This is a genomic window from Streptomyces muensis, from assembly GCF_021474425.1.
Lineage (GTDB): Bacteria > Actinomycetota > Actinomycetes > Streptomycetales > Streptomycetaceae > Streptomyces > Streptomyces muensis.
On sequence record NZ_JAKEIP010000181.1, the window covers coordinates 1 to 17,229 of the forward strand.

General features: G+C 70.9%; 12 protein-coding genes. 11 read left to right on the plus strand and 1 reads right to left on the minus strand.

Annotated elements, in window-relative coordinates; translation table 11 throughout:
• The 6 genes from L0P92_RS31105 to L0P92_RS31130 all read left to right on the plus strand — a co-directional run.
• A partial coding sequence (locus L0P92_RS31105) for an FG-GAP-like repeat-containing protein (protein WP_234766386.1) occupies positions 1-1,397 on the plus strand: 1,397 nt, incomplete at its 5' end.
• 167 nt (positions 1,398-1,564) lie between these two features.
• Positions 1,565-3,124, plus strand: a complete 1,560-nt coding sequence (locus L0P92_RS31110) for an alkaline phosphatase D family protein (protein ID WP_234766387.1) — start codon at positions 1,565-1,567, stop codon at positions 3,122-3,124.
• 84 nt (positions 3,125-3,208) lie between these two features.
• Entirely contained in the window at positions 3,209-4,417 is a 1,209-nt protein-coding gene (locus tag L0P92_RS31115) for a hypothetical protein (protein WP_234766388.1), read from the plus strand.
• Between the two features lie 181 nt (positions 4,418-4,598).
• The gene (locus tag L0P92_RS31120) at positions 4,599-6,098 is read left to right on the plus strand and encodes a bifunctional cytidylyltransferase/SDR family oxidoreductase (RefSeq protein ID WP_234766389.1); all 1,500 of its coding nucleotides are present in this window, start codon (positions 4,599-4,601) and stop codon (positions 6,096-6,098) included.
• A gap of 117 nt (positions 6,099-6,215) precedes the next feature.
• The gene (locus L0P92_RS31125; protein WP_234766390.1) at positions 6,216-8,327 is read left to right on the plus strand and encodes a CDP-glycerol glycerophosphotransferase family protein; all 2,112 of its coding nucleotides are present in this window, start codon (positions 6,216-6,218) and stop codon (positions 8,325-8,327) included.
• Between the two features lie 236 nt (positions 8,328-8,563).
• Positions 8,564-9,790, plus strand: coding sequence for a glycosyltransferase family 2 protein (locus L0P92_RS31130; protein WP_234766391.1), 1,227 nt, complete (start codon positions 8,564-8,566; stop codon positions 9,788-9,790).
• Here the strand turns inward: L0P92_RS31130 and L0P92_RS31135 are convergent.
• A complete protein-coding gene (locus tag L0P92_RS31135; RefSeq protein ID WP_234766392.1) occupies positions 9,759-11,804 on the minus strand; it encodes a hypothetical protein in 2,046 nt (681 codons plus the stop codon). The genes L0P92_RS31130 and L0P92_RS31135 overlap by 32 nt on opposite strands.
• A 211-nt stretch (positions 11,805-12,015) precedes the next feature.
• Between L0P92_RS31135 and proB the strand changes: the two genes are divergently transcribed.
• The 5 genes from proB to L0P92_RS31160 all read left to right on the plus strand — a co-directional run bounded on the left by proB (position 12,016) and on the right by L0P92_RS31160 (position 17,183).
• Positions 12,016-13,143 carry a glutamate 5-kinase gene (gene proB / locus L0P92_RS31140; protein WP_234766393.1) on the plus strand — a complete coding sequence of 376 codons (1,128 nt, stop codon included), beginning with the start codon at positions 12,016-12,018 and terminating at the stop codon, positions 13,141-13,143.
• Between the two features lie 263 nt (positions 13,144-13,406).
• Positions 13,407-13,862, plus strand: coding sequence for a DUF8830 family protein (locus tag L0P92_RS31145; RefSeq protein WP_234766397.1), 456 nt, complete (start codon positions 13,407-13,409; stop codon positions 13,860-13,862).
• A 92-nt stretch (positions 13,863-13,954) separates the two neighbouring features.
• Positions 13,955-15,241: a glutamate-5-semialdehyde dehydrogenase gene (locus L0P92_RS31150; RefSeq protein WP_234766394.1), complete on the plus strand. Its 1,287-nt coding sequence runs from the start codon at positions 13,955-13,957 to the stop codon at positions 15,239-15,241.
• A 147-nt stretch (positions 15,242-15,388) separates the two neighbouring features.
• On the plus strand, positions 15,389-15,964 hold the full coding sequence (locus tag L0P92_RS31155; RefSeq protein WP_443733753.1) for an SCO2584 family spore wall biosynthesis protein: 576 nt from the start codon (positions 15,389-15,391) through the stop codon (positions 15,962-15,964).
• 133 nt (positions 15,965-16,097) lie between these two features.
• Positions 16,098-17,183: an SCO2583 family membrane protein gene (locus L0P92_RS31160; RefSeq protein ID WP_234766396.1), complete on the plus strand. Its 1,086-nt coding sequence runs from the start codon at positions 16,098-16,100 to the stop codon at positions 17,181-17,183.
• The last annotated feature ends 46 nt before the right edge of the window (positions 17,184-17,229 follow it).

Genomic DNA, 17,229 nt, shown 5'->3' on the forward strand with positions numbered 1-17,229 from the left:
CCCCGGCCACCGCCCCCACCGACAACCCCCCACACGACGACTTCAACGGCGACGGCTACCCCGACCTCGCGGTCGCGGCGCCCGAGGCGACCGTCGACGGGAAGACGCGGGCCGGGTACGTCGCCGTGGTGTACGGGTCGGCGGGCGGGCTGGACACCGGCTCCAAGCAGGTCGTCAGCCAGAACACCCCCGGCGTCACCGACTCCGCCGAGACCGACGACCGGTTCGGCAGCGCGGTCAGCAGCGCCGACCTCGACCGGGACGGCTACGCGGACCTGATCGTCGGCGTCACCGGTGAGGACTCCGTCGAGGGCGGTGCCGAGACCGGGCTAGTGCAGGTGGTCTGGGGCGGCGCGGACGGGCTGTCCGGCGGGGCGGCGCTGGCGTACGGGCACGACACCTACGACCGGCTCAGCGCCCGCGCGCAGCTCGCCGTCGGGGACGTCGACGGCGACGGAGCCCCGGACCTGGTCGTCGTCAAAGGACTCACCGACCTGCGGATCGTCAAGGGCCCCTTCGGGCGGGACGGTTCCGCGAGCGGCGGGGAGCAGATCGTCCACGACGACTCCGACCCCCGTTTCCTCGACCTGGCCACCGGTGACGTGAACGGCGACGGCATCGACGACGTCGTCGGCACCATGAACGACGGCGACGAGTACGACGCCCGGCGCGTCACCTACTGGCAGGGCACGCGGGACGGGCTCGCCGCGGGGGTCGTGCTGCGTGACGGCAGGGGCTGGCGGGTGCAGGGCGGTGAGTCGCTCGACCTCGGCGATGTGAACGGGGACGGCTACGAGGACATCGTGGTCGGCCGGCCCGTCGACGGCTACGACAGCGACGTCGACACCCCGATACCCCTGGGCGGCCGGGTCGCCTTCGTCCCGGGCTCCGCGGACGGCCCCGTCGGCACCGAGGCGAGGTACGTCAACCAGGACAGCGCCGGAGTCCCGGGCGCCGCCGAGCGCTCCGACGGCTTCGGCTCCGACGTCTCGGTCGCCGACGTCGACGGCGACGGGTACGCCGATGTGTCGACGGGCGTGCCCGGCGAGGACTTCGACAGGCTGAGCAACGCCGGCGGGGCGATCGTGCTGCGCGGCGGCGCGAACGGGCTGACCGGCGCCGGTGCCGCGGGCGTCAACCAGGACACGGCCGGTGTGCCGGGCGCGGCGGAGTCCGACGACGCCTTCGGCCGCACCACCCACCTGGTCGACGGCAACGGGGACGGCCGCGCCGAACTCGTCGTCGGCGCGCCCGGGGAGAACGCGAACGCCGGGGCGGTGTGGGTGTTCAGGTCGACGTCGGCCGGGGTCACCCCGACCGGGTCCTTCACCTTCGGAGCCGGAACCCTCGGCACGGTCGCCGCGAACGCGAAGCTCGGCTCCGGGTTCAACTACTGATCGACCGCCAGACCCGTTGCGGCAAGGGCACGTTCCCGTGCCGTGACGGGTTTTCTGTTGTCTCCCTATTTGTCATGCACGCGAAGCTCGCAGTTCAGCGGTCGGACCGCCCTCGGGCGTGAGCATCCGAAGTGTCCAAGAGGCCAGCGAGGCAGGGGAGTTCGCCGATGACCGGTGTTTCCGGATCCGTATCGCCCGACCGACGCCGCTTTCTGACCGCCGGCGCGGCGGTCCTCGGCGCGGCGGCGTCCGCCCAGCTGTGGCTGCCGAGCGCGGCCCGGGCCGCGGAGACCCCGCTGCCCGACGGCGTGTTCAGCCTGGGCGTCGCCTCCGGTGACCCGCTGCCCGACGGCGTCGTGCTGTGGACGCGCCTCGCCCCGGACCCGCTGAACGGCGGCGGCATGCCCGACCGCGTGGTGTCCGTGGAGTGGGAGATCGCCGAGGACGAGCGGTTCAGAAAGCCGGTGCGCCGCGGCGTCGCCCAGGCCCGGCCGGAGCTCGGTCACAGCGTCCACGTCGACGTACGACGGCTGCGCCCGGGACGTACGTACTGGTACCGCTTCCGCGTGAGCGGACAGATCTCGCCGACCGGCCGCACCCGCACCGCGCCCCACCCGACGAGCTCCGGCGGCCGGCTGCGCATGGCGCTGGCGTCCTGCCAGAACTGGCAGCACGGCTGGTTCACGCCGTACGCCGACATGCTGGACCAGGACCCCGACTTCGTCCTCTTCGTCGGCGACTACATCTACGAGTCGACGCCGTCGGCGACCGGCGTGCGGCGGCACGAGGGCACGGGCGAGCCGTTCAGCCTGGTCCAGTACCGCAACCGGTACGCCCAGTACCGCACCGACCCGGACCTCGCCGCGATGCACGCGAACGCGCCCTGGGTGGTCACCTTCGACGACCACGAGGTCGACAACGACTTCGCCGGCGACATCCCGCAGGACCCGGACAAGCAGCCGCACGACGCGTTCGTGGCCCGGCTGACCGCGGCCTACCAGGCGTACTACGAACACATGCCGGTCCGGGCGAGCGCCGTCCCGAACGGCCCGCACATCCAGATGTATCGGCGCCTGGAGTTCGGCCGCCTCGCCCGGCTCAGCGTGCTGGACACCCGCCAGTACCGCAGCGACCAGGCCAAGAGCCAGGAAGGCGCCCAGGATCCCTCGCTCACCATGCTGGGTGCCGAGCAGAAGCAGTGGCTGCTCGACGGGCTGCGGCACTCGCCGGCCCGCTGGAACATGATCGGCTCGCAGATCATGATGGCCGAGACCGACCTCAAGGTCGGCGAGGGCAAGCTCTGGTACTACGACGCCTGGGACGGCTACCAGGTCGAACGAGGCGCCCTGATGGGGGAGTTGAAGAAGGTCCGCAACCCGGTCGTGTTCACCGGCGACCGCCATCTGACGATGATCAGCGACCTCAAGGAGGACTACGCCGACCCGGGCTCGGCCGTCGTGGGCGCGGAGTTCGTCGGTACGTCCATCTCCAGCAACGGCGACCAGGACCAGGCCGCCTTCCACAAGGAGTGGGACCCGCGTCTGCCGGACAACCCGCACTGGAAGCTGCTCGACGCCCACCGCGGCTACCACCTCTTCGACATCCGCCGCGACGGCATCGACGCACAGGTGCGGATCGTGGACACGGTGCGGCAGCAGTCCGCCACGCCGAGCACGCTGGCGAGGCTGCGGGTCGAGGCGGGACGGCCGGGCGTCGAGGTCGTGTAACGCCTGGTGGGGGACCTGGTACTCATCCATGTCCCAGGTCACTCTCAGCGCGGTCTCAGGAAGGTCTCTTACCGTCCTCTGACCATGGAGACCGACTGTACGAGAGATGAATCCCCGGCCGGCGGCGGCGTGCTCACCCCGCTGCCCGCCGGGACCCGGCTGCTGCACATCGGCCCGCACAAGACGGGCACGACCTCGATCCAGGGCGCCCTGTTCGCGGCGAAGGACGAGATGGCCCGGCACGGCGTCGCCTGGCCCGCCACCACCAGGCACCCCATGGAGGCGGTCCTGGCCGCCTGCGCCCGCACCGCGATGATGGGCGACACCACGCCGACCGAGCGGCACTGGGAGCGGCTGCTGGAACAGGTGCGCGCCACCGGCCGGCGCACCTCCGTGATCAGCAGCGAGTTCTTCGCCGACGCCCCCGAGGGCGACACGATCGGGCGGATCGTCGAGCAGCTCGGCGGCGACCGCGTGCACGTCCTGGTCACGCTGCGCCCGCTGGCGCGGATCATGCCCTCGCAGTGGCAGCAGTACGTGCAGAACGGTCTGCGCATGGGCTACGGGGACTGGCTGGAGCACATGCTCAGGAAGCCGCCGTACGAGAAGCCCAACCCGAGCTTCTGGCACCGGCACCGGCACGACCGGCTCGTCGAGCGGTGGGCCCGGGTGGTGGGCCCCGAGCGGGTCACCGTCGTCGTGGTCGACGACCGGGACCGCGAGGGCCTGACCCGTACCTTCGAGGCGCTGCTGGGGCTGCCCACGGGGCTGCTCGAGCCCGTTCCGGACGCGGCGAATCGCTCGCTCACCCTCGCCGAGACCGAAATGCTGCGGAATCTTAATAAGGAATTCCGCGCCAATGAACTGCCCGCGGAGCTCTATTCACAGCTGGTCCGGAACGGTGCTGTGATGCATATGAAGAACACGTGCACCCCTGGTTTCGGAGACGTGAAGATTCGGACCCCGCAGTGGGCCGTCGAGGCCGCCGCCGAGATCGGTGCGGAGATCGCGGAGCGTATTGAAGGGACGGGCGTACGAGTCATCGGCGACATGCGCCTTTTGTCCGCGGTTCAGCTGTCCGCCGCACAGCAGCCGGCGCCCCGGTCCGATCCGGATCCGCGCATCGCCCCCGAGGTCGCCGCACACGCGCTGTACGGGGCTCTCGCGGCGGCGGCCGCGGCTCCCCCGCGGCACACCGCGGCCGCCAAGTCGCGCACGGTTCACCAGACGTCGTCGAAGGAACTCGTGCGGGTACTCGGCCACCGTTGCCTCAAGCGGCTACGGCTTCGCTGAGCCTGTGCCGTTACTCACAGCAATTACCGGGAACCCTCGCAGGGCCTCTCGGTAATGGCCATGCGTACAAGGTGAATGAGAGGTTGCGCGCACATATGCGGCCGGGGACGCTCACCTTGCACTGCGGTAACCCCAAGTGGGACCATTTCCAAGTTCCCAGTCGCCACAAGGTAGGTCACCTGTGTCCCAGCACATAGCCAAGCCCCGTACCACCGCAGTGATCCTGGCCGGCGGTACCGGTCAGCGCGTGGGTCTGTCGATCCCCAAGCAGCTGCTGAAGATCGCCGGCAAGGCAGTCATCGAGCACACCCTGACCACCTTCGAGAAGGCCGACTCGATCGACGACGTCATCGTGCTGATGGCGCCCGGGTACGTGCCGGACATCGAGAAGATCGTCGCCAAGGCCGGGTTCACGAAGGTAAAGAAGATCATCGAGGGCGGCTCGACGCGGAACGAGACCACCGAGCGCGCCATCTCCGCCCTCGGCGAGGGCCTGGCCGAGGGCGAGGACCTCAACGTCCTCTTCCACGACGCCGTACGCCCCCTGCTGTCACAGCGTGTCATCGACGACTGCGTCGTGGCCCTGGAGCGCTTCCAGGCCGTCGACGTCGCCATCCCGTCCGCCGACACCATCATCGTCACGCGCACGCACGGCGAGGACGGCGAGTTCATCACCGAGATCCCGGACCGCTCCCGGCTGCGCCGCGGCCAGACGCCGCAGGCGTTCAAGCTGTCCACGATCAAGCGGGCCTACGAGGTGGCCGCCGGCGACCCCAACTTCCAGGCCACGGACGACTGCTCGGTCGTGCTCAAGTACCTGCCGGACGTGCCGATCCACGTCGTCGCGGGCGACGAGTACAACATGAAGGTCACCCAGCCCGTCGACGTCTTCATCGCCGACAAGCTGTTCCAGCTGGGCTCCACCGCCGCTCCCGAGCAGGTCGGCGAGGAGGCCTACCGCGAGTTGCTGACGGACAAGACGGTCGTCGTCTTCGGCGGCAGCTACGGCATCGGCAAGGACATCGCCGAACTCGCCGAGTCCTACGGCGCCAAGGTGTACGCGCTCGGCCGCTCCACCACCGGCACCCACGTGGAGAACCCGGAGGAGGTCGACGACGCGCTGTCCAAGGCGTACGCCGAGACCGGACGCATCGACTACGTCGTCAACACCGCCGGTGTGCTGCGCATCGGCAAGCTCGCCGAGACCGACAACGCCACCATCGAGGAGGCGCTGAAGGTCAACTACCTGGCCCCGGTGCAGATCGCGCGCTCCTCGTACAAGTACCTGTCCGAGACCAAGGGCCAGTTGCTGCTCTACACCTCCAGCAGCTACACCCGCGGCCGCGCCGAGTACAGCCTGTACTCCTCGACCAAGGCCGCCATGGTGAACCTCACCCAGGCGCTGTCCGACGAGTGGGCCGGCGACGGCATCCGCGTCAACTGCATCAACCCCGAGCGCACCGCCACCCCGATGCGCACCAAGGCCTTCGGCCAGGAGCCCTCGGGCAGCCTGCTCTCCTCCGAGGCCGTCGCCCGGACCTCCCTGGACGTGCTGCTCTCCGAGCTGACCGGCCATGTGATCGACGTCCGCCAGCAGGACCCGACGGCGCCCGCCGGCAAGGCGTCCGGCTTCGAGCAGGCGCTGGCCAGTGTTCTGGACCGCCAGGACGGCATGGCATAATCAACTGTTAATAGCCTTATGGAATTCAGGCCTCTGCGATTCTTCGTTCACGAAGAATTCACAGGGGCCTGAGTCCTTCCCCCTTCAGACCGGCCCCTCTCCCTGAGCAGGTTCTCCGTGATATCCACCGCTATTCGCGTCGCCCGGGTGGGCAGCGCGGCCGAGCTGGCCGCGGCGGTCTTCATGATGCTGGGCTTCCCGGCACTCATGCTGGCCGCGCTCGTCCCGAGCGTCCCCGCCTTCGCGGCCGCGGCCGCCGTGACGTACCTGGCGGACCACTATCTGCACCGCAAGAGCAGCTATCTGGTCAACCGCCTGAGCAAGGTGCGGGCAGGTCTGTCGATCCGGTTCCTGATCAGACAGCTTCTGCTGATCCTGCTGCTGGCCCGCCTCGGCCTCGCGGACGACCTGATCTACTACGGTGCCATCGCCTGCTTCATCGCCTTCTACGGCCTCCAGGCCCCGCACGGCGCGCTGGTCACCCTGATCCGCAACCGCCGCCGTATGCCGGTCGCCACCCGCAACATCGACCTCGCCTCGCGCATCCGCATCCCGGACGCCCCGCCGCGCGCGCTGCTGCACCGCTCCGCCGAGAAGATGCTCCACCTCGACCTCGCGGCCGTCGCCGGCATCCTCGTCTCGGCGTCCCTGAAGTCGGCCGTGACCGGCTTCGTCGGCATCGGCATCACGATCGGCGTGGGCAGCCTGTACGTGCTGGCGCTCGTCCCGTACGTCCGCGGCCCGAAGATCCCGCCGAACGCCGACAAGGTCCTGGCCGCCCTCGACGCCTGGCTGGCCGAGTACCGGCCCGAGACGGTGCTGTACTTCTCCGGCTCCAAGGACTCCGCGTACCAGGTCAACATGTGGCTGGAGACCATGGAGCAGCTGGACACCAGGCCGCTGATCATCCTGCGTGAGCGGGTCATCCTGAACAACCTGGCGCCCACCACGGTCCCCGTCATCTGCGTGCCCGGCGGTGTGCACCTGATGAACCTGAACCTGTCCAACGTGCGCGTCGCCCTGTACGCGGCGAACGTCGGCAAGAACATCCACCTGCTGCGCGTGCCCACCATGAAGCACGTCTTCATCGGCCACGGCGACAGCGACAAGCTGGCCAGCGTCAACCCGTACAGCAAGGTCTACGACGAGGTGTGGACCGCTGGCCGCGCGGGCCGCGACCGCTACGCGATAGCCGACGTCGGCATCCGCGACGACGACATCGTCGAGGTCGGCCGCCCGCAGCTGGCCCCGATCCAGGGCTGGAACGGCGTCCCCGAGGGACGGATCCCGACGGTCCTCTACGCGCCGACCTGGGAGGGCTGGGACGGCAACCCCGGCAACACCTCGCTGGTGCTCGCCGGTGAGAACATCGTGAAGCAGCTGGTCAAGGCCGATCCGCCGGTCCGCGTCCTGTACAAGCCGCACCCCTTCACCGGCACCGTCAGCAAGGCGGCCGGCGCCGCGCACCGCCGGATCACCGCCCTGGTCCAGAAGGCCGCCGCCGAGCGCGCCACCGACCCGCGCTTCACCGCCGACGCCGCCGCGCAGGCCGCCGCCAAGGCCGAGCTGACCCGTATCGAGGCCCGCCTCGCCGAGCTGTCCGGCAAGGCCGTCGGCAGCGGCAAGGGCGGCGACGAGGCCGAGGCCACCCGCGACGGGCTGGTCGACGTGGCCCGGCACGAGGAGGTCGCCCGGCTGCGCGCCGAGTGGAACACCGCGTACTGGCGGTCCTTCGGCGGCCACGAGCACCGCGTCATCACGGGCGCCGAGCCGCGTCTCTACGACTGCTTCAACGTCTCCGACGCGATGGTCTCCGACATCTCCAGCGTCGTCTCCGACTTCATCGCCAGCGGCAAGCCGTACGCCGTGACGGACTCCGCCGAGCTGGGCGTGGAGGAGTTCAAGCGGCAGAACACCGCGGTGCGCGCCGCCACGATCCTGTCCAACAGCGCGGCCGAGCTGGGCGAGCTGCTGGACGCCGTACGGGACCCGGCGGCGGACCCGCTGGCCGAGGACCGTGGCGACCTCAAGCGGTATCTGCTCGGCCCGGACGAGCCGACGTCCATCGACCAGTTCAACACCGCCGTGGCGAACCTCGCGATCAAGGCGGAGGCGCGCAACGTCGGCCAGGTGTCACGGGCGGCGGCCGTGACCGCCGAGGCCGAGGCCGAGCCGGCGAGCGTGCCCGCCCAGCGGGTCGCGGCGGCAGGGGACGACGTGACGGCCTGACCCCGCGGAACAGCCGAACAGCAGACGGCGCGGCCCCCGAGGAGCGACTCCTCGGGGGCCGCGCCGTTTCTGACGGGCCTCTTACCGTGCCCGATTAACGTAATCCCATGTCAGTTGATGTTTGTGATGTGGATCACGAAAACACAGGTTCTAGGCAACCGGTTGCATCCCTTGGCCGTCTACCAGGTAGCCAAAGAGGCGATACGGGGGAGATATCCCGTTAATGAGGGGGAAACGTGACCGCTGCGCAGCCTGATGTGAGCGTGATCATCGGGGCGTACGAAGCGATGCCGTATCTCGTCGAGTGTCTGGCGTCCATCGAGGCACAGACCATCGACCCGGAGCGCATCGAGGTCATCGCCGTCGACGACGGTTCGACGGACGGGACGGGAGAGTGCCTGGAGGAGTTCGCGGCGCGGGCGGCGATGCCGGTGACCGTGATCCGGCAGGAGAACTCCGGCGGGCCGAGCGGCCCGCGCAACGTCGGCCTGGGCAAGGCGGCCGGGCGGTACGTGTTCTTCCTCGACGCCGACGACCGGCTGGGCCCCGAGGCCCTGCAGCGCATGGTCGCGATGGCGGACAAGAACGGCACGGATGTCGTGCTCGGCAAGGTCGAGGGCGTCAACCGCACCGCGCCCAAGTCGATGTGGGGCAAGACGCTGGACCGGACCGACGTCTACTCCTCCAACATCAAGTTCACCCTCAGCGCGCAGAAGCTGTTCCGCCGCGAGCTGCTGACCCGGCACAACATGCGCTTCGACGAGTCCCTGTGGACCGGCGAGGACGCGCTGTTCACGATGGAGGCCTATCTGCGGGCCGACGGCGTCTCCGTGGTCGCCGACTACACCTGCTACTACCTGGTCGGCCGCGACGACGGCAAGCATGTGACGAAGAGCGGCGGTTACACCCTGCGCTTCGACTCCGCGCGCGCCCTGATGAACCTGATCGCCGAGCTCGTACCCGCCGGCGACCGCCGCGACCTGCTCATGGTCCGCCCGTTCCTCATCACGCTGCTCCCGCAGTTCGGGCCCGTGTACGCCAGGGACAGCGAGGAGGTCAGGCAGCACAAGCTGGAACTGGCCAAGCCTCTGATGGACGCCCACTGGACCCCGGACATCGCCCGCCGCCTCAAGGTCGGGGAACGACTGCGGCTGCACCTGGTCGCCGCCCAGCGCCCCGATCTCCTGCTGCCCGTCGTGGAGTTCGTCAAGGCCAAGAAGCAGGCGGCGGCCCTCCTGGAGAAGAAGGGCCGCCGCGTCTACCTCGTCTACCCGCACTTCAGGGACCGGGCGGCGGGGATACCCGACAGCGTCTACCTCGCCGAACCCCGCGAGGCCCGCGCCTTCCACGGGTATCGCGAGGGCGGCGCCGACTCCTTCCTGCGACGCGCGACGCGCAAGGCGCGCCGCGTGCTGAGGTCCTCGGGCCGGCCTACGCCGGGTGGGCGGGCCGCCGCGGCGTGACGGAGCGTCGCTGATCGGGGATCTCCGGAGTCTCCGCGGCCAGCCGCTCGGCCATCCGGGCCCGGTGCTCCAGAGCCGCCGTGCACAGCGACCGCACGGCCTCGTTGAAGCGCACCTGTGACGTCGGCTCGTCCGGCCCCAGCAGGTGCCGCTTCAACTCCGCCCGCGCCTGCACCAGTTCGTCCTTCTCGGGGTGCCGCACCGCGTCCAGCAGCTCCGGCACCCCGGCCGCGTCCGGCGTCAGCACGGTCGCCGCGCGCACGGTCGGGAAGGCCTTGCGGAACACGTCCTCCGCGAGGCCGCTGGTGTTCGCCACGGCGTACGGCTTCCCGCTCGCCAGGAAGTCGCTGATCACGCTGGACACATCGCTGATCAGCAGGTCCGCCTGGTTGAAGCAGGCGTACAGCGTGGGCCTGACGTCGGTGACGATCTGGTGCTCCCACTCGGGCAGCGACGCCCAGTAGGCCTCCTCCCAGGCCACCGTGGCCCGCGCCACCGCCTCCGCCCGTCCAGGCTCGGGCGCCGCCTGCAGCAGCATCCGCTCGACCTGATCGGCGCTCGCCCGCCCGGCGAGAGCGGTCAGCCGGTCCAACTCCGCGGTCAGCAGAGCGAGTTCACCGGTGTCGCCCGGCCGCTCCCCGGTCCGCTCCCGGTTCGCCGCCCTGATCAGCTCGCGGATCCGCAGATCGGCCGCCCCGGCCCGCGGATCGACGGACCCCGTCAGCGGATGCGGCTTGTACAGCAGCCGTACGGCCGGGTCCGCGAGCAGCGCGCGTACCAGGTTCTCGCCGGCCTCGATCACCGAGGTGTTGCCGGGATTGCCGTCCCAGCCCTCCCAGGTCGGCGCGTACAGCACGGTCGTGCACGCCCCGGCCGGCGCGCCCTCGTACGGCCGTACGCCGTCCAGCTGCGGCCGGCCGATCTCCACCACGTCCTTGTCCTCGACGCCGACCTCGGCGTACGCGTACCGCTCGCGCGCCGCCGGACCGGCCACCCACACCTCGTCGTAGGCCTTGGCGTACGGGTTGCAGGACGACAGCTTGTCGCTCTCCCCGTGGTTGACGAAGGTGTGCTTGAGCGTGGGGATGCGCAGGACCTGGGAGGTCTTGCCCGAGTTCGAGGGGTGGATGAGGACCTGCAGCGAGGACTCCTCAAGCCGCATCAGCGTGGAGACCTTCGGCAGACACAGGACCGGGACGTCGGTCGGCGCGAGCTTCTGCACCATGAACCGCTCCCGCAGCACGATCAGCGGCCGGCCGTCCAGCTTCGCCAGCGGCTCCAGCCACATGTTCGCCTGGTACGCCGAGGACGCGCCGCCGGAGAAGTACAGCCCGACCGTCGGCCGGTACTCGGCCAGCCAGGCGTCCAGCCAGGCCAGCGTCTCCCTCTCGCTCGCCGGGCGACGGCTCGGCAGCAGCCGTACGAGAAGGTCGTACAGGCCGAGGAGGGCGAGCCCCAGGGACAGCGCGATGCCGAGGGCCCCGCAGCGGGGGTCGTCGGTGGCCGCCGTGGCCAGCAGGCCCGCCGTGGCCGGGAGGCCGAAGACCAGCAGCCGGTGGGCGGGGCGGCGCAGCAGGACCGACGGGGCGGCGGACAGGCGCAGCGCGGAGGCGTCGATGTTGCGGGTGACCACCGGCAGCGTGCGGGTGCGGCGGACCAGGACCGAGACCGCCTGGATCGCGCAGTGCAGGGCGTAGAAGACGAGCAGCCCGGCGACGAGCGGCGTGTACAGCGTCTCCCGGTGCTGCTCACCGAGCCGCAGCAGCGCCACCACCAGCAGCAGGTCCCGCAGCACATGTCGCACGGTGATGTCCGCGTGCGACTTGGCGAACACCGACAGCACACCGCGGTGCCAGCGGTACAGCACGCCCTCGACGGCCATGGACACGGCCGTCGCGGCGAGCAGCAGCGGGACGTGCGGGCGCAGCGCCGCCACGGCCTGGGCGCAGAAGGCGGCGGCCAGGAGAGCCGTGACGAGTGCTCTGGCCGGGATGCGGGACAGGGGTGCGGGCAACGCGGTCACTCCAAGGTCGGCGCGGGACGTCGTGCGTCCGGGTTAACGCGCGGCGGCCTGCAGACGACACGCATGTGTCCTGGGGGCCCGGAGTGCGAGCGGGCGGTCACCGCCCGCCTGTCCGGGGGCTGGAATCCCCGCGCGCCGAACGATCCGCTTCGCGTAGATTGCCGAGCAGGCAACCGGATGCACGTGAGGGGAAAGAGCACAGGTGGCAGGGGCAAGGCAGGGTGTGCGCGAGGCCCGCAGGATCGTCGTCAAGGTGGGCTCCTCATCGCTGACCACCGCGTCCGGTGGCCTGGACGCCGACCGCGTGGACGCGCTCGTCGACGTCCTCGCCAAGAGCCGCAGCGGCGGTGAGAAGGAGGTCGTCCTCGTCTCCTCCGGCGCCATCGCGGCCGGTCTCGCCCCGCTGGGCCTGCGCCGCCGCCCCAAGGACCTGGCCCGCCAGCAGGCCGCCGCCAGCGTCGGCCAGGGCCTCCTCGTCGCCCGCTACACCGCGTCCTTCGCCCGGCACGGCGTCCGCGTCGGCCAGGTGCTGCTGACCAGCGACGACATGAGCCGCCGCGCCCACCACCGCAACGCCTCGCGCACCCTCGACAAGCTCCTCGCGATGGGCGCCTTCCCGATCGTCAACGAGAACGACACCGTCGCCACGGACGAGATCCGCTTCGGCGACAACGACCGTCTCGCGGCCCTCGTCGCCCACCTGGTCCGCGCCGACCTGCTGGTCCTGCTGTCCGACGTGGACGGCGTGTACGACGGCGACCCCAGCAAGCCGGGTACGTCGCGGATAGCGGAGGTACGGGGGCCGGAGGACCTCGCGCACGTCGAGATCGGCAGCGCGGGCCGGGCCGGCGTCGGCACCGGTGGCATGGTCACCAAGGTCGAGGCGGCCCGGATCGCGGCCGCCGCCGGCATCCCCGTGGTCCTGACCAGCGCGATCCACGCGGCCGAGGCGCTGCACGGCGGCGACACCGGCACCTACTTCCACGCCACCGGCAAGCGCTCCGCCGACCGTCTCCTCTGGCTCCAGCACGCCTCCACCCCGCAGGGCTCGCTGACGCTGGACGACGGCGCGGTCCGGGCGGTCGTCGAACGCCGCAAGTCGCTGCTGCCGGCCGGCATCGCCGCCGTCGAGGGCGACTTCAGCGCGGGCGACCCGGTCGAACTGCGGGACACCACCGGGCGGCCCGTCGCACGCGGGCTCGTCAACTTCGACGCCAAGGAGATCCCGCAACTGCTCGGCCGCTCGACGCGGGAGCTGGCGCGGGAACTGGGCGCGGAGTACGAGCGCGAGGTCGTGCACCGGGACGACCTGGTGATCCTGGAGCCGTAGCCGACGGCGTCGGCCGAAAACAGGAGGAACGCTCCGCTTCAAACGTCGCCCTGAGGTGGACGTTCCGCGCTGCATTGCCCCGGGGGACAACCCCCGGACCCCCGGCCGAAAACAGGGGGAACGCCCCGCTTCAAACGTCGCCCTGAGGTGGACGTTCCGCAAAACCGCCCCGCGAGCCGTTGCGGCCTGCTCAACTTTGTCTCAGGGACATTCCGCACGACCACCGAGTCGGTCACTGCGTAAAGGAGGCCGTCGTGAGACGAGTGCGCCCTGGGACGGCGTCCCGCAGTGCCGGTGGGGCCTCGTCCCGCGCGGCCGGTGAGGAGCGCGCCTTGACGAGCGTCGCGGCCGGCGACCGGTACGAGGAGCCCAAGGACCTGCCCCGCCTGTGGCACGTCACCCTCAGCGTCTCCGGCCAGGAGGCCCCGCTGAAGGAGGTACGGCGCGCCCTCGAACAGCTCGCCCACGACCACCCCTTTCTGCTGACCAGCCGGTACGCGGTCGACCACGCCGAGATCCGCTACTGGGAAGAGGCCCGCGACCTGCACGACGCGGCCGCCGTCGCCCTGCGTCTGTGGGGCGAGCACCGGCAGAGCGCGGGGCTGCCGCCCTGGGAGATCGTCGGCCTGGAGGTCATCGACCGCGAGACCTATCACCAGCGGATCGCGGAGGGATACGGGCCACCGCCGGCGAGCCCGGTCGGCGTCCACCCGTATTGACCGGCCTTGACCTCCTTGCGCGGTCTGCGCTGCTTGTCTCGGGGTTTGGAACGGGCGCTGGACCCGCCGCGCAGTCGCACTACCCTTCTTTCATGACCACGCTCTCGCCGTACGACTCCATGTCCCCGGTCAACCGGGCCGCCTACCGCGCCAAGTCCGCCGCCGCCGACCTCGCCCCGCTGCCGCGGGCCGAGAAGGACGACGCGCTGCTCGCCATCGCGGACGCGCTGGAGGTCCGTACCAGCGAGATCGTCGAGGCCAACGCCCGGGACATCGCCAAGGCCCGCGAGGCCGGCACCAGCGAGGCGATCATCGACCGGCTGACGCTCACCCCGGAGCGCGTGCGGGCCATCGCCTCCGACGTACGGGACGTCGTCGCCCTGCCCGACCCGGTCGGCGAGGTCGTCCGCGGCTCCACCCTCCCCAACGGCATCGACCTGCGCCAGGTCCGTGTCCCGCTGGGCGTCGTCGGGATCATCTACGAGGCCCGCCCGAACGTCACCGTGGACGCCGCCGCCCTCTGCCTGAAGTCCGGCAACGCCGTGCTGCTGCGCGGCTCGGCCTCGGCGTACGAGTCGAACTCGGCACTCGTCCGGGTGATCCGCGACGCCGTCGGCGGGGCCGGGCTGCCCGCAGACGCCGTGCAGCTGGTGCCCGGGGAGAGCCGGGAGAGCGTGCGCGAGCTGATGCGGGCCCGCGGCCTGGTCGACGTGCTGATCCCGCGCGGCGGCGCCTCGCTGATCCAGACCGTCGTCACCGAGTCCATCGTCCCGGTGATCGAGACCGGCACCGGCAACTGCCATGTCTACGTCGACGCCCACGCCGACCTCGACATGGCGATCGAGATCCTGATCAACTCCAAGGCCCAGCGGGTCAGCGTCTGCAACGCCGCCGAGACCCTCCTGGTCCACCAGGACATCGCCCCCGAGTTCCTGCCGCGCGCCCTGGACGCCCTCGCGGAGGCCGGCGTGACCGTGCACGCCGACGAAAGGGTGCTGGCGTACGCCAAGGACTCCAAGGCGACCGTCGTGGAGGCCACGGCGGAGGACTGGGAGGCCGAGTACCTGTCGTACGACATCGCCGCCGCGGTCGTGGACTCGCTGGACAAGGCCGTCGAGCACATCCGGCTGTGGACCTCCGGTCACACCGAGGCCATCGTCACCACCTCGCAGCAGGCCGCCCGCCGGTTCACCCAGCTGGTCGACTCCACGACGGTCGCCGTGAACGCCTCCACCCGGTTCACCGACGGCGGCCAGTTCGGCTTCGGCGCGGAGATCGGCATCTCCACGCAGAAGCTGCACGCCCGCGGGCCGATGGGCCTGCCCGAGCTGACCAGCACGAAGTACATCGTCACCGGGGACGGGCACGTACGGCGCTGAGCAGTCCTCCGCGCAGGGGGCGCGCTCCCGCCGACAGGGGGCGCGTCGGAGGGCAGGACGGCGCGGGGCGCACCCGAGGTGTCTCGTAAGCCGGATGAATTTCCATACCGTCTGCCCAAAATGACCCCCCAGGACTACTCTGGATCCGTGCCGGAGGACGTGGGGGGCACGCCGTTCCCTGACGGCTGGGAGCCCGACGACGACCACGACCGCGGGGTGTCGGACGAAGAGTTCGCCTCCGTGGTCTTCGACGAGGCCTTCGTACAGGCGGCCGTGGTGCACGAGCCGACCGCCGTGGAGCGCCTCCTTGCCGCCGCCCAGGCCAGAGCGGAGGCCTCCGAGGCGGAGGCACGCCGGGCACGCGGCCGGGGCGAGCGATACGACGAGGGGTACGGCCCGGACGGCCGCCCCGCTTTCGGCCATGATCCCGAGCTGGACGATCTGGACGACCCGGACATTCTCGAGGATCGCTACGGCGCCCCCGGGACGTACGGCAAACAGGTCCGCTGGCACCGCCCCGTCGCCTGGATGCTCGCCCTCGTCATGGGCATCGGCATGGTCGCGCTGGCCTTCACGGCGGTCTACCGGGGTGCCTCCTCGAACAGCAGGGACCAGGTTCCGCCGCCCGCCACCACGGGCCTCGAACAGGGCAGGGACGCATCGCCCTCGGCGTCCGCCGACTACTCACAGCCGGCCGTCTCGGCGACGCCCCGCACACCCTGACCGGAACCCGACCGAAGGCCTGAACACTACGGAGAGCGGCCTTTCTCTCGCCCCCTCGTCCTGGTGAGAACCTGTCAGAACTTGTCGTGCAGCAGGGCGTTTACGTGACCTCCCGGCGACCTACCCTGAAGATATGGGAGGGCCAGGAGACCCACCTGAGGGGACACCCGAGGGCGGCCCCGGAGGTGGCGAGGACGAGTACCGATCCGTCGTCTTCGACGAGTCGTTCGTCCGTGCTGCCCGTCTCCAGGAGTTCTCCGCGCAGGAGCGCATGGCCGACCACGCGCCCGCCGTACGCCGCCGCGCGCCTCTGCGCCGGGGTCTGTCCCGGCAGGCGCTGATCCTGGTCCTGCTGATCGCGGTGGCCTTCGGCACGGCGATCTACATGGGTGTACGGCACCCCTACCAGACCCCCGCGAGCTCCGGGCCGCCCGCCGAGCCGCTGCGCATGACCGTCATCCCGCTCGCCCCGCAGGGCAAGGTGCCCGGGGCCGCCGATCCGGAGCACCTGTACGCGCGCAGTCCGGCCGCTCAGTTCCGCATCGGCGCGGAGGGCATCCCGCTGCCGGCCGCGCGGCGCACCGCGCACTTCTCGGACAGTCAGGTGACGAACGCGCTGAGTATCGCCAAGGACTACATCGTGCGGTCGGCGCTGTATCCGGAAGTGCTGACCGGCGAGCAGATCCGGCCGGTCCGGGTGCTGTTGGATCCCGACCAACTCGACCAGTTCGACCAGAGCTTCGGGCATCCGGCCGCGGACGGGCGGCATGCGCCGACCGGGTGGCTGGTCCGCTTCGACGCCTCCCAGGCCGAGCTGGCCGACCGCAGGATCCGGGTGCAGGGCACGCTCCAGGCGGCGGAGACCGACGCGGCGACGCTGGAGGTCACGGCCGATCACACGTTCGTGTACGCGTTGCGGGCCGCGGAGGCGCGGGAAGCGGGGGAGAAGGTGGCCGAGGCCTCGCTGTTCACCGTGCGGCGGGAGCTGCACTTCCGCTTCGACCGGGAGGACCTGCGGCTGCGCCAGACCCAGCTGCTCGTCTCCTACGTCCAGGCGGGACCGCTGTCCTGCGCCGAGGACTCGACGAACCGGCTGCATCCCCTGCTGGCGGGCCAGACGGCCAAGGAAGGCGGACCTGCGGGCACCGATCCGTACGCCACGGGCGGGGCGACGGCACTGTGCGGGTCGCTGGCGACGGGTTCCCAGCCAAAGGTGTAACCGGACCTTCCCCTCGCCCCCGCCGCCCCTACCCGTCCCATCCCCC